At 65.9% G+C, this 13,573-nt stretch carries 12 protein-coding genes and 1 tRNA gene; 10 read left to right on the top strand and 3 right to left on the bottom strand.

Going from position 1 to position 13,573, the window contains the following annotated elements:
* Positions 1-74: 74 nt before the first annotated feature.
* Positions 75-944, top strand: coding sequence for a dioxygenase (locus OU995_RS23990; protein ID WP_267832683.1), 870 nt, complete (start codon positions 75-77; stop codon positions 942-944).
* Between the two features lie 174 nt (positions 945-1,118).
* Here the strand turns inward: OU995_RS23990 and OU995_RS23995 are convergent, their stop codons facing one another.
* Both OU995_RS23995 and OU995_RS24000 read right to left on the bottom strand, forming a co-directional pair.
* Positions 1,119-2,015 (bottom strand): aspartyl/asparaginyl beta-hydroxylase domain-containing protein, encoded by an 897-nt coding sequence (locus OU995_RS23995; protein WP_267836360.1) that lies wholly within the window; start codon positions 2,013-2,015, stop codon positions 1,119-1,121.
* Positions 2,016-2,312: 297 nt separating this feature from the next.
* Entirely contained in the window at positions 2,313-3,545 is a 1,233-nt protein-coding gene (locus OU995_RS24000) for an MFS transporter (RefSeq protein ID WP_267832684.1), read from the bottom strand.
* Positions 3,546-3,781: 236 nt separating this feature from the next.
* On the opposite strand from OU995_RS24000, the gene OU995_RS24005 reads away from it, so the two are divergent.
* The 8 genes from OU995_RS24005 to OU995_RS24040 all read left to right on the top strand — a co-directional run bounded on the left by OU995_RS24005 (position 3,782) and on the right by OU995_RS24040 (position 8,845).
* A tRNA-Gly gene (locus tag OU995_RS24005) sits at positions 3,782-3,855 on the top strand.
* Between the two features lie 427 nt (positions 3,856-4,282).
* Complete coding sequence (locus OU995_RS24010) at positions 4,283-4,594, top strand: DUF2282 domain-containing protein (protein ID WP_267832685.1); 312 nt, start codon at positions 4,283-4,285, stop codon at positions 4,592-4,594.
* A 67-nt stretch (positions 4,595-4,661) separates the two neighbouring features.
* Entirely contained in the window at positions 4,662-5,594 is a 933-nt protein-coding gene (locus tag OU995_RS24015; protein ID WP_267832686.1) for a DUF692 domain-containing protein, read from the top strand.
* On the top strand, positions 5,584-6,384 hold the full coding sequence (locus OU995_RS24020) for a DNA-binding domain-containing protein (protein ID WP_267832687.1): 801 nt from the start codon (positions 5,584-5,586) through the stop codon (positions 6,382-6,384). Before OU995_RS24015 ends, OU995_RS24020 begins: the two co-directional genes overlap by 11 nt.
* 146 nt (positions 6,385-6,530) lie before the next feature.
* Positions 6,531-6,959, top strand: a complete 429-nt coding sequence (locus OU995_RS24025) for a DoxX family protein (protein WP_267836361.1) — start codon at positions 6,531-6,533, stop codon at positions 6,957-6,959.
* Between the two features lie 10 nt (positions 6,960-6,969).
* Positions 6,970-7,614, top strand: coding sequence for a DUF1109 domain-containing protein (locus OU995_RS24030; protein ID WP_267832688.1), 645 nt, complete (start codon positions 6,970-6,972; stop codon positions 7,612-7,614).
* Between the two features lie 11 nt (positions 7,615-7,625).
* Complete coding sequence (locus OU995_RS24035; protein ID WP_267832689.1) at positions 7,626-8,207, top strand: sigma-70 family RNA polymerase sigma factor; 582 nt, start codon at positions 7,626-7,628, stop codon at positions 8,205-8,207.
* Complete coding sequence (locus OU995_RS24040; protein ID WP_267832690.1) at positions 8,204-8,845, top strand: DUF1109 domain-containing protein; 642 nt, start codon at positions 8,204-8,206, stop codon at positions 8,843-8,845. Before OU995_RS24035 ends, OU995_RS24040 begins: the two co-directional genes overlap by 4 nt.
* 18 nt (positions 8,846-8,863) lie before the next feature.
* Here the strand turns inward: OU995_RS24040 and OU995_RS24045 are convergent, their stop codons facing one another.
* A complete protein-coding gene (locus OU995_RS24045; protein ID WP_267832691.1) occupies positions 8,864-10,342 on the bottom strand; it encodes an NAD-dependent succinate-semialdehyde dehydrogenase in 1,479 nt (492 codons plus the stop codon).
* Positions 10,343-10,765: 423 nt separating this feature from the next.
* On the opposite strand from OU995_RS24045, the gene alaS reads away from it, so the two are divergent.
* Entirely contained in the window at positions 10,766-13,399 is a 2,634-nt protein-coding gene (gene alaS / locus OU995_RS24050) for an alanine--tRNA ligase (RefSeq protein WP_267832692.1), read from the top strand.
* Positions 13,400-13,573: the final 174 nt, after the last annotated feature.

A 13,573-nucleotide genomic window follows, 5' to 3' on the forward strand; every position in this document is an offset into this window, starting at 1 on the left:
ACGTGCAATCGGATTGAACAGAGCATGCAAGGGGTTTTGACGATCGCACGTGCGGCACGCGCTGCAATACCACCATGACTATGCCGATCAACCGTCCTTTGCCTGCCCTCTTCGTGTCACACGGCTCTCCCATGATGGCCCTGGAGCCGGGCGACACCGGCGCCTTCTTGTGCCAACTGGGCCAGACCCTGGACCGCGAGTGGGGGCGCCCCAAGGCGGTGCTGGCGGTCTCCGCCCACACCACGGCTCGCAGCCCGGTCCTGCTGGGCGGTGCCAAGCACGAGGCGATTTATGACTTTGGCGGCTTCCCGCAACCGCTGTATGAACTCCGTTACGACGCGCCGGGCGCCCCTGCCCTGGCACAACAACTGAGCGAACGGCTGAATGCGCCCGTGCTGGACCGTGGTGGCCTGGACCACGGCATCTGGACCGCCCTGCGCTATCTGTATCCGGATGCGGATGTGCCGGTGCTACCGCTGGCGCTCACACCGATGGCTTCGCCCGTCGAGTTGATGGCCCTGGGTGAACAACTGGCCGGGCTGGCGAATGACGGGGTGCTGGTTCTGGCGACTGGCAGCATCACGCACAACCTGCGCCTGCTGATGACCCAGCGCCCATGGGGAGGAACGCCTCGCGAGCATGATGCGGAGATGCCGGAGTCCGCCGCTTTTCGCGACTGGTTCGCGGCGCGCAGTGGCGAGCGGGACTGGGACGCGCTGAGCCACTACCGGGTCCAGGCCCCGCATGCCGTGCTGATGCACCCCACGGATGAGCATTTGCTGCCGTGGTTTGTGGCGGCCGGCGTGGGTGGGCGCGACACGGCGCCGCGCCGGATCTTTGAGGCAGTCACCTTCGGTTGCCTGGGCATGGATGCCTATGCGTTCGGGCCGCAGGCTGCGGCGCTGCAAGCGGCAGTGACGCAAGGTCAGCCTCAATCTGCTTGATGTCCGCATGAGGCCGGCATGAGGCCGGCATGAGGCCGGCATGAGGCCCGCTTGAGTCCCGGATGAGGCCGGCAGGGGGCCTGCATGAGGTCGGCACGCGACCCGCTTGACACCCGCAGGAGCCGCAGGGGTGACGGGCGACCATCCCCCCCCGCGAGGCAGCCCGTGCTTCCCTTACAGGAAGATCGCGGCCAGGATGCCGAGGATCAGGGCCCACTTGACGATGTAATAGCCCAGCCGGGTGCGCTTCTTGAAGGCCTTGAAGAAGATCCGGACCTTGTAGGCGTGGAAGAAGAACTTGTTGAGGCCGCCGATCGGTTCGGACTCCAGGTTCTGCGTTGCCGCCGCCGTCATCACCACCTTGCCAAACCAGCGGTTGAGCCAGCGCATCGGCGCGAAATGCAGCGGACGCTCCACATCGCAGAACAAGATCACACGCTGGTGATCGGTACTGTTCTCGGCATAGTGGATGAAGGTCTCATCAAACATGACGGCTTCCCCGTCACGCCAGTGATAACGCTCCCCATCCACCTCGATGAAGCAGTCGGGATGGTTGGGCGTGGTCAGGCCCAGGTGGTAGCGCAGCGAGCCGGCATAAGGGTCGCGGTGGCGAACCAGGCGGGCGCCCGGGGGCAGCGAGGCAAACATCGCGGCCTTGACGGTCGGGATGCGCTTGAGCAGTTCCACCGTCTTCGGGCAGAGGGTCTGCGCCGAATCCATCTCACGGTCATACCACTTCAGGTAGAAGCGCTTCCAGCCGGTACGGAAGAAGGAGTTGAAACCGATGTCGTTGTAGCCGGAGGCCGCTTTGATGTAGCCCTCGTCATTCAGACGCAGGGCTTCGTCGCGGATCACCTGCCAGTTGTCGCGCAGCAGGTCGAGTTCCTTGAAGTCCTCGGTCTTGAGATAGGGGGTGGCGGGCGGCCGGGAGAACAAATACATCGCCGCATTGATGGGCGCGAGCAGCACGGTGAAGTCCGTCAGCGCGCGGGCCAGCTTGAAGCGCACACGGCCGCGAAAATGGGCGTACAGCGCAGAGGCGATAAAGATCGCCAGCACCCAATAGCGCATGGGTGGCAACCATTCGGCCATGTGGACAGGCATGAAAAACTCTCTTCGGCGTTGTTGGGGCGTGGATCGTGGGGCGTGGATCGGGCCGTATTAGGCCTCACCGGGGAGGGACGGACATTGATTCAGCGCACAAGGGAGACGGGGAACGCCCCGGGGTCAGCACGGGGACCATCGGCGCGGCGTCACCACGCTGGGCCCGTTGGCAGGGCGGGATTATCGCCGCTCCTGCCTGATCCCGTGCGAGCGCGGGGTTCTGCGCGGGTGAGGGGCGGGTGCGGGGCAGGTGAAGCGGAGGGTTCAGCGCTGGGACAACAACCGCAGCCCGTCCGTGCGTCGTTCGTCAGCCAGCGACCACAGCCACACCAGCCATCCGCCAAGCGCTAGCGCCGCGCCCACCCAGCCGGTGGACGTCCAGCCGTAACCCGCAGCAATGGCCATGCCGCCAAGCCAGGGGCCAAGCGCATTGGCGGCATTGAAGGCCGAGTGGTTCAGCGCGGCGGCCAGCGTTTGGGCCTCACCGGCCACGTCCATCAGACGGGTCTGCAACACGGCGCCCAGACCGCCGCTGCAGCCGATCATGAACACCACCGGCAGCAGCGTCCACAGGCTGCCCGCGACGAACGGGTACAAGGCCAGCGAACAGGCGCTCCAGACCAGGATGCCACCCACCGTGGGCATCAGCGCGCGGTCCGCCGCCCAGGCGCAGACGAGCGTGCCCACCGTCATGCCCAGGCCGAACACGCTAAACACGACCGGCAGCAAGGATGCAGGGGCGCCGGTGACTTCCATCAGCGTGGAGGCCAGATAGGTGTAGACCGCAAACATGCCGCCAAAACCAATGGCGCCGATGCCGAGCGTCAGCCAGACCTGGCGACGCGCCAGAGCGCCCAGCTCGCGCATGGCGCTGGCCCCCGGCTGGACGGTGTCCTTGGGGACATGGGCGGCCACCAGGCCTGCCGTGCACAAGGCCAGCACCGCCACAATGCCAAAGCCCCAGCGCCAACCCACCCATTGCCCCAACGCATTGGCCAGCGGCACGCCGATGATGGTGGCCACCGTCAGCCCCAGCATCATCATGCTGACCGCCTGGGCTCGGCGCTCCGGCGCCACCAGCGAGGCTGCCACCAGCGCGCCGACGCCGAAATAGGCCCCATGCGGCAAACCGCTGACGAAGCGGAACAGCAACATGGCGTGATAACCGGGTGCCAAGGCACTCAAGCCGTTGCCCACGGCAAAGGCCACCATCAGCAGGATCAAGAGGGTGCGGCGCGGCAGGCGGGCCCCCAGCGTGGCGAATACCGGCGCGCCAACCACCACGCCCAGGGCGTAAGCGCTGATCACCCGGCCCGCCGTTGGCACGTCGATGCCCAGGTCCGGCGAGAAGAACGGCACCAGCGTCATCGCCGCGAATTCAGTGGTACCGATCGAAAACCCGCCCAAGGCCAGCGCCAGCAGGGCCCAGACCGTATGCGGGTGACGGGGCTCCACGGTGGAGCCGGGGGAAGCGCTGGAGACGGCCGGAGGATTCATTGACAGGCGCAGCAAGCTGACGTTCAGAAATCGTTCAGCATTGCAACATGAATCGGACAGCCCCCTGGTGCACAGGGTCGCCAGTCGCCCCGGACTTTGCCCCGGACTTTGCCCGGCCTTTGCCCGGCCTTTTCCCGGCCTTTTCCCCGACTTTGTGCCGCGGAGCGTCTCCCCTGGAAAGTCCTGCTTTCGACACACGCGGAAGCGCCTCGGCGTCAGCTACAATCGCCAGCGATGCGGGTGTAGTTCAATGGTAGAACGCTAGCTTCCCAAGCTCGATACGTGGGTTCGATTCCCATCACCCGCTCCACGGATCCTCGATGGATCACCAGCATCTGCGACTTGACCCATACATTGGCCGGGATGGCCAAAGTGAAGTGAATGCTGGCGGCCTGCGGCAGATGTGCTGCCTGCCTTTGAGCCCGCAGGCCACCGACGGTGCCAAGTGATGGCACTGCAGAATCTGGCCATGCTCTCCATGGACCCACGGAAGCTTTCGCCAGACGAGGGAGGGGACGTCGATCAGCGGGTGTGCGCCTCACCCCCCAGGCCTCTCGAAAACCGCGCCTCCCGCATCAGCTGCTTCCTGGACCATCTCGCTCAGCGGATGCAGGGGTTGCAGGCCGCGTGACGGCGTACAAAAAAATTTTGAAGTGGTGTAACCCCATCGAAGGCTGCGGCGAACTAGCCCATGTGTCCGCATCGGACGCATCCCAAGTCAACCATTGGAGAACACCATGACTGCCAAGTTCACTGTCACTTCCGCCCTGCTGGCCAGCGCTGTCGCCGGATTGCTCGCTTCGACGGCGCATGCTGGTCCGCTGACCAAGGCCGAAGCCGACGCCGCCGTCGCCGCCAAGAAGGAGAAGTGCTATGGCGTCGCCCTGAAGGGCCAGAACGACTGCGCCGCCGGCCCGGGCACCACCTGCCAGGGCTCTTCCACGCAGGACTTCCAGGGCAACGCCTGGAAGTTCGTGCAAGGCGGCACCTGCACCTCGATCAAGGTGCCGGGCGGCGGCATGGGCTCGCTGACGCCGATGAAGCCCTGATCTTCTGATCTCCACGCAGATCACGCAGATCACGCAGACCCCACCGCCCGCGCCGCCAGGAGCCCCCATGCCGCCCCCGACATCACCCACGTCGCAGCAGGGAGAGCGCTGGCGCCTGCCAGAACCTGGCGCGCGCCAGCGGCTGGCCGGTGCCGGCTTCAAGCCGGAGCACCTGTCGGCCATCCTGGCGGACCGGCTTCCCAACACGTTCTTTGAAGTCCATGCGGAAAACTACATGGGCGCGGGCGGGCCGCCGCACCGGGCGCTCACGGCGCTTCGAGAACGCTTTGCGCTGTCCGTCCACGGCGTGGGCATGTCCATCGGCGGCCCGGGGCCGCTCGATGCCGTGCACCTGCACCGGTTCGCGGCGCTGGTGCAGCGCTATCAACCCGCGTGGGTGTCGGAGCACCTGGCCTGGTCCTCCCACGGCGGGCACTTCTACAACGACCTGCTGCCGCTCCCCTACACGGCGCAGACGCTGCAGGGGGTGTGTGACCATATCGATCAGGTGCAAAACACCATCGGGCGCGCCCTGCTGATCGAGAACCCCTCCACCTACCTTCGCTTCGACGCGTCCGACATGACGGAAGCGCAGTTCCTGACGGCCGTGGTGCAACGCACCGGCTGCGGGCTGCTGCTGGATGTCAACAATGCCCATGTCAGCGCGGTGAATCACGGTTTCAGCGCCTGGGACTACCTGCTGGGCCTTCCGCTGTCTGCCGTGCGCGAGGTCCATCTGGCGGGCCACAGCGAGCAGCAGGATGACGAAGCGGCCCCGCTGCTCATCGACAGCCATGACCGCGCGGTCTCGCCGGAGGTCTGGGCGCTTTATGCAGCACTTCTCCAGCACACCGGGCCTGTGGCGACGCTCATCGAATGGGACAGCGATCTGCCTTCCTGGCCGGTGCTGAAGGCGCAGATGCAGCAGGCGCGGGACTGCCTGGACGCGGCAGCCGAGCACAGCGTCGAACCGCAGATGGAGCTGTGTCATGAGGACTGAACTCGACTCGTCCTTTGCAGCCGCGTTCGCACCGGGCCTGATGGATCCGACACAACCGGTGCCGGTGGCGGTGACCGCCAGAGCCGAGATGGGTGACTGCGCCGGCAAGGGCGTCATCAAACGCTACAACGTCTATCGCAACAACGTCACCGTCAGCCTGATCAACGCGCTGGCATCGATCTATCCGGCCGTGCAGCGCATCACCGGCGTCGACTTCTTCAGGGCGATGGCCCGTTTCTACCTGCGTGCCACACCGCCCACCTCCCCCCTGCTGTTCGAATACGGCCGGGACTTCCCCGACTTCATCGCGGCCTACCCGTACGCCGCCGAACTGCCATGGTTGGCGGACACCGCACGGATCGAACGCGCCTGGCTGGATGCCTACCATGCGGCGGATGTAGCTGTGCTGGACGCAGTTTCATTGGCTGCGATTCCGCCCAGCGCACTGCCCGATCTGACATTGGTGGCACATCCCGCCACGCGCTTGATCCGCTCCCCGTATCCCGCCGTGTCGATCTTCGCGATGAACCGAGACAACGGGCCCATCACCCAGCTGGAGTCGGATGAAGCGCAGGACGCGCTGGTGACCCGCCCCCTGGACGAGGTGGTGGTGTCCCACCTCCCTGCCGGTGCTGCGATTTTTCTGGGGGCCCTGCTTGACGGAGCCCCGCTGGGCACTGCCGCTTCTGCCACTTTCACCGCGGTGCCGGACTTCGACCTCGGAGCCCATATGGCCGCGATGGTGGACGCCGGCGTGTTTGCCGCCCTCTCTCAGGAGACCGCCTCATGAATGCCATTTCCAGATTCACCCGAACGACTCGCCCCCCCGCCTCACAGACTTCACCGACGTCACGGCACTCCCCCATGCCCATTCACCCCAATCACCCCACTCGCCCGACGTTCCGCACAGCCCCTGCGGCCACGCTGCACCGCTGGATGCAGTTCCTCGCCGCCCCCTGGCTGGCCCAGTGGCTGCTGCGCGTGGCCGTGGCCGTGCCCTTCCTGAAGTCCGGGCTGCTCAAGTGGAACGGCTTCCTGCAGCTGAATGATGTCGCCATCACGCTGTTCACCGACGAATTCCAGCTGCATCTTCCCGGGGGCCCCTATCCCTTCCCGGCGCCGGCCGTGGTGGCCTTTCTCTCCGGCTGCGGCGAGGTGGTGCTGCCGCTCATGCTGATCGCGGGCTTGGGCACGCGCCTGGCGGCCTTCGGTCTGATGGCCATGACGCTGGTGATTCAATTGACGGTGCCGGACGGCTGGCCGGTGCATCTGACGTGGTTCGCCATGGCGTTTGCCATCGCGGCCTGGGGCCCGGGCCCCACATCGCTGGACCACTTCGCCGCACGGCGGTGGCTGCGCACCTGATGAGCGCTGCATGAAGACGCAGGACCTGATCCTCCATCTTGTGCGGGACAGCCGCCCGGTGGATCGGCACGCCGTCAGCCGCCAGTTGAACCAGGCGCTGATCGTCGGGTTGAGCGGGGGAGCGCTGCTGCTGGTGGTCCTGTTCGGCTTCAGCAGCGAAATGCCCGACCTGTTGCTGACGGCCGACTTCTGGCTGCGGCTGCTCTTCCCGCTGGTGGTCATTGTGAGCGCCATGCAGTTGCTGGACCGGCTCGCCCGGCCCGGTGCCGCCTGGCGGCAGGCCTGGCTGGTGACCCTGCTGCCCATTGTCGCCATGGTGCTGGGTGCGACGGCCTTCCTGCTGGCAACACCGCCGCAATTGCGGCTGACCTTGTTCCCCACCGAGGCCCGCTGGACCTCCATCGTGGCCGACATCGTCCTGCTGTCCCTGCCTTCCCTGGCCGCGACGCTCCATGCCATGCGTCAGCTCGCGCCAACGCGGCTGAGCCTGGCCGGTGCGGGTGGAGGCCTGCTGGCTGGCGCACAAGGCGCTCTGATCTATATGCTGTATGGGCCCGACATGCCCCTCCCCTCCTGGGGCCTGCTGCATGGCGGGGCCATCTTCATGACAACAGCCCTGGGCGCGGCGCTGGGGCCGCGTTATCTGCGGTGGTGAGGCCGAACACGATGGGCGATTCACACAAGTCTTCCCGCGCCGAGGCCCCCACCACGGAACAGCATCTTCAGTCGCTGTTCCTGGCGGGGCTGGAGGGCGATGCACCGGCCTATCAATCCTTCCTGCAGGCGCTGGGCGGCCTGCTGCGCGCGTTTCTGCGCAAACGGCTGCGCGACAAGCCGGAGGATGTGGAAGATCTGGTCCAGGAGATCCTGATCGCGGTGCACAACGGCCGCCACACCTATCTGCCGGAGCAACCGCTCACCGCCTGGATGTATGCCATCGCCCGCTACAAGATGGCGGACTTCCTGCGCAGCCGTTACCGATACGCTGCGTGGAACGAGCCGCTGGATGAGCAGGCCGACGACCTGTTCGCCGCTTCGGACGATGAGGCCGCCCAGGCCCGGCGAGACGTCGATCAGTTGCTCGCGCAATTGCCTGACCGGCATCGCCTGCCCATCGTGCATGTCAAATTGCAGGGTTTGTCGGTCGCCGAGACCGCCCGCCTGACCGGCCTGTCGGAGTCCGCCATCAAGGTGGGTATCCACCGCGGCATCAAAGCCCTGGCCATGAAAATTCGAGGTACTGCATGAAAACCGATGACCTGATCGCCTTGCTGGCCACGCAGGCGGAGCCGGTGGACCGCTCGGCGCCCGCCCGTCGGTATGGGGGCGCGATGCTGGTGAGCCTGCTGGGGGCGACTGTGCTGATGCTGGCCACCCTGGGCCTGCGCCCGGACCTTGCAGCGGTATCGGTCACCGCCCTCTTCTGGTTCAAGTTGGCCACCCCAGGGCTGCTGGCCGTGGGCGCCTGGCAGGTGCTGCTGCGTACGGCCCGGCCCGGCATGGAGGCCGGCCGACGCTGGGGCCTCGTGGCAGGACCGGTCGTGGTGGTGTGGCTGGCCGCGCTCGGCACGCTGATCCAGGCCCCGGCGGGGCAATGGGTGCCGATGGTGATGGGATCGTCCTGGCGCAGTTGCCCGTTCAACATCGCCCTCTTGTCCATGCCAGGATTTGTCGCCATCTTCTGGGCGGTGAAGGGCATGGCGCCGACCCGTCTGCGAACCGCCGGCGCAGTCTCCGGCCTGCTCGCCGGAGCCAGTGCCACGGTGATCTACTGCCTGCACTGCCCGGAAATGCAGGTCGCGTTCTGGGCCGTCTGGTACGGGGCCGGCGTTCTGATTCCCACGATCATCGGCGCCCTGCTGGGCCCACGCTTGTTGCGCTGGTGAGCCGATGTACCGTGGTGCTCAGCGTTGCAGATCTCCCAGACACAGGAATTTGGTCTCCAGATATTCATCGATGCCCTGGTGCCCGCCCTCGCGGCCCAGGCCCGATTGCTTGACACCGCCAAATGGCACTTCCGTCGTCGAGATCAGGCCGGTGTTGACGCCCACCATGCCAGACTCCAAGGCTTCCCCCACCCGGAAGATGCGGCCAATGTCCCGGCTGTAGAAATAGCTGGCCAACCCGAATTCCGTGCCATTGGCCATCTGGATGCCCTCAGCTTCGGTATGGAAGCGGAACACCGGTGCGACCGGCCCGAAGGTTTCCTCACGGGCGCAGAGCATGTCGGCGGTGACATCGGCCAGCACCGTTGGCTGGAAGAAGCGGCCCTGCAGGCGGCTGCCCCCCGTCACGATGCGGGCGCCCTTGCCTGTGGCATCCGCCACGTGGCGCTCCACCTTGTCCATGGCAGCGTCATCGATCAACGGCCCCTGGGTCACGCCCGGCTCCAAGCCGTTGCCGACCTTCAGGGACTCCACCTTGGCGGCGAGCTTGTCCACAAAGGCGTCGTAGACACTGTCCTGCACATACAGCCGGTTGGCGCACACGCAGGTCTGGCCGGCATTGCGGAACTTGCTCGCGATGGCACCATCCACCGCGCTGTCCAGGTCCGCATCTTCAAACACCAGGAAGGGCGCATTGCCGCCCAGCTCCAGCGACAGCTTCTTGATGGTGGGCGCGCACTGCGCCATGAGGATGCGCCCCACCTCGGTGGAACCGGTGAAGGACAGATGCCGCACGGCACCGCGTTCACACAGCACTTTGCCGATGGCCACCGAATGTTCACTGTCCCCGGTGACGACATTCAGCACGCCCGCCGGCATGCCGGCCCGCTGGGCGAGTTCCGCAGCCGCCAGGGCCGTCAGCGGGGTCTGTTCGGCGGGTTTGATGACCACGGGGCAACCCGCAGCGAGAGCGGGCGCGACCTTGCGGGTGATCATGGCCAGCGGGAAGTTCCACGGCGTGATGGCCGCACACACGCCAATCGGCTGGCGCAGCACCAGGTAGCGCTTGGTGGCGTCCGTGGTGGGCACGCTCTCCCCATACACCCGCTTGGCCTGCTCGGCGAACCACTCCAGGAAACTGGCGCCATAGGTGATCTCGCCGCGCGCTTCGGCCAGCGGCTTGCCTTGCTCGGCGGTGAGGATGCGGGAGAGGTCGTCGGCATGCTGGATCAGCAGGTGATACCAGCGCATCAGAATGGCCGCCCGTTCCTTGGCGGTCTTGGCCCGCCAGGCCGGCCAGGCGGCTTCGGCGGCGGTGACGGCGGCATCCGCCTCGGACGAACCCAGGTTGGCCACATGCGTCAGCAGTTCGCCTGTGGAAGGGTCTTCCACATCAAACCGTGCAGTGCCGCCCACCCATTCGCCGTTGATCAGGGCGTCGGTCTTGAGCAGGCTGGGATCCCTGAGCTGGGCCAGGGGGGAAGCGGGGGTGTCCATCGTCGTTGCTCCGGCGGAAGTGTTCGAGAGTGGCTCTCTGTGTGCGGCTCATCCTATCGGGTTTGGCATGGGCGCCACGTCACAGAAACGCCAGGCCGAAGCGGGAGCAAGCCCCGCTCCTATAATGGAAAGCTTCGCGAAAACGACGCTGAATCCAGCATTTGAGAGGCGCGGGCAGGCCCTTGATCAGCCAGGCCGGCTGTCGGCGCGCCTTGCGCCCCTTTCAAATGCTTGCAAAGCCGTTTCGTAAAGAATTCTTGACCGCCACCGGCGGCCTCGGTCTGTCCTGTGATCGCACGTCCGCGCGCGATCACTGAAATCGCACGCTCGCGCGCGATCACTGAAATCGCACGCTCGCGCGCGATTGGACCGACCAGGGCGGCGTGTGGTGCAACAGCTGGGTGCAACAGCAAAAGGACGGGCATGAAAGCCGCTGAGATCCGCAATACGTTTTTGAAGTTCTTTGAATCCAAGGGCCACCAGATCGTCGCCTCCAGCCCGGTCGTGCCCGGCGATGACCCGACGCTGCTGTTCACCAACGCGGGCATGAACCAGTTCAAGGATGTGTTCCTGGGCTACGACAAGCGCTCCTACAGCCGCGCCACGACCGCCCAGAAGTGCATCCGCGCGGGCGGCAAGCACAACGACCTGGACAACGTCGGGTACACCGCCCGTCACCACACCTTCTTCGAGATGCTGGGCAATTTCAGCTTCGGCGACTATTTCAAGAAGGACGCCATCAGCTTTGCCTGGGAACTGCTCACCGAGCACTTCAAGCTGCCCAAGGAAAAGCTCTGGGTCACCGTCTACCAGGAAGACGACGAAGCCTACGAGATCTGGAACCAGCAGGTCGGCGTGCCCGCCGAGCGCATCGTGCGCATCGGTGACAACAAGGGCGGCCGCTACATGTCCGACAACTTCTGGATGATGGGCGACACCGGCCCCTGCGGCCCCTGCACCGAAATCTTCTACGACCACGGCCCGGACGTGGCCGGCGGCCCTCCCGGCAGCGCCGAGGAAGACGGCGACCGCTACATCGAGATCTGGAACAACGTCTTCATGCAGTTCAATCGCACCGAAGACGGTGTGATGCACAAGCTGCCCAAGCCCAGCGTCGATACCGGCATGGGCCTGGAACGTCTGGCCGCCGTGCTGCAGCATGTGCACTCCAACTACGAGATCGACCTGTTCGTGAACCTGCTGCAGGCGGCCAAGCGCGAGGTGGATGCGGCCACCCCGGACGGCGGCGACTGCGACAAGGACTCGCCGTCGCTGAAGGTCATTGCCGACCACATCCGCGCCTGTTCGTTCACCGTGGTGGATGGGGTGATCCCCGGCAATGCCGGCCGCGGTTATGTGCTGCGCCGCATTGCACGCCGCGCCATTCGCCACGGCTACAAGCTGGGCGCCCGCACGCCCTTCTTCCACAAGCTGGTGGCCGCACTGGCCAAGGAAATGGGTGACGCCTATCCGGAACTGCGCCGTGACGAGGCCCGGGTGACCGACGTGCTCAAGCAGGAAGAAGAACGTTTCTTCAAGACCATTGCCACCGGCATGGATCTGCTGGAATCGGCCCTGGCCGGTGGCGCCAGGCAGGTGGACGGCGACACCGCCTTCAAGCTGCACGACACCTATGGCTTCCCGGTGGACCTGACGGGGGACGTCTGCCGCGAACGCGGCGTGACGGTGGACGAAGCCGGTTTCAACCGCCTGCTGGAAGAGCAGAAGCAGCGTGGCCGCCAGGCAGGCAAATTCAAGATGGCTCAGGGCCTGGAATACAGCGGCATTGCGACCACCTTCCACGGGTACGACCATCTGTCGCGCGACGACGTGAACGTGGTGGCCCTGTATGTGGACGGCAGCTCGGTGCCGAGCGCGGACGCGGGCGACGACGTGGTGGTGGTGCTGGACCACAGCCCGTTTTATGCAGAAAGCGGCGGCCAGGTCGGTGATGCCGGCGAACTGCGCAATGCCACCACCCGGCTGGTGGTGGACGACACGCTGAAGATCCAGGCGGACGTGTTTGGCCACCATGCGCAAGTGGTGGAAGGCTCGATCAAGCTGGGCGACGTGTTCGTGGCCCGCGTGGATGCCGAGCGTCGTGGACGCACCGTGCGCAACCACAGCGCCACCCACCTGATGCACAAGGCCCTGCGCGAAGTGCTGGGCGCCCACGTGCAGCAGAAGGGTTCGCTGGTGAATGCCGAGCGCACCCGCTTCGACTTCGCCCACAACGCCCCGATGACGCAGGACGAGATCCGCCGCGTCGAGGCCATCGTGAATGCCGAAATCCTGGCCAACCAGGACACCACCGCCCAGGTGATGGCCCTGGAAGATGCCCAGAAGAGCGGCGCCATGATGCTGTTCGGTGAGAAGTACGGCGACAGCGTGCGCGTGCTGAGCATCGGCACCTCCAAGGAACTGTGCGGTGGTACCCATGTGCATCGCACCGGCGACATCGGCCTGTTCAAGATCGTCTCGGAAAGCGGTGTGGCCGCCGGCATCCGCCGTGTGGAAGCCGTGACGGGCGACAACGCGCTGCATTACCTGCAGTCGCTGGAGTCCACCGTGACGGCTGTGGCCGGTACCCTCAAGGCCGCCCCGGCTGAACTGGAGCCGCGTGTGCAAGCGGTGCTGGATCAGGTGCGGGCCCTGGAGAAGGAACTGGCGGCCGCCAAGAGCAAGCTGGCGTCCGCACAGGGCGATGAGCTGCTGGGCCAGGCCGTGGACGTCAAGGGCATCAAGGTGCTGGCTGCGACCCTGGCGGGCGCGGATGCCAAGTCCCTGCGCGAGACCATGGACAAGCTCAAGGACAAGCTCAAGACGGCCGCCATCGTGCTGGCCGCCGTGGACGGTGACAAGGTGCAGATCGCCGCCGGCGTCACCGCCGACAGCATCGGCAAGGTCAAGGCCGGCGAGCTGGTGAACTTTGTGGCCCAACAGGTGGGCGGCAAGGGCGGCGGCAAGCCGGACATGGCGATGGCCGGTGGCACCGATGCCAAGGGGCTGCCCGCAGCGTTGGCCAGCGTGCAGGCCTGGGTTGGCGAACGAGTCTAAGCGCAACAGGCCAAGGCGGGCCTGGGGCTTGCCACCAACCCGTCATCAGCATGGATGCATCATGACCGGGAGCCGCACGGCGGCACCGGTCTCTCACTCGAAGGGCCCGGTCCGGGCCCTTTGCTTTTTTCAGTTTCCCGGCCCCGGCATGGAATGCCGACGGCTGTCACGGAG

Source organism: Roseateles sp. SL47, from assembly GCF_026625885.1.
Lineage (GTDB): Bacteria > Pseudomonadota > Gammaproteobacteria > Burkholderiales > Burkholderiaceae_C > Roseateles.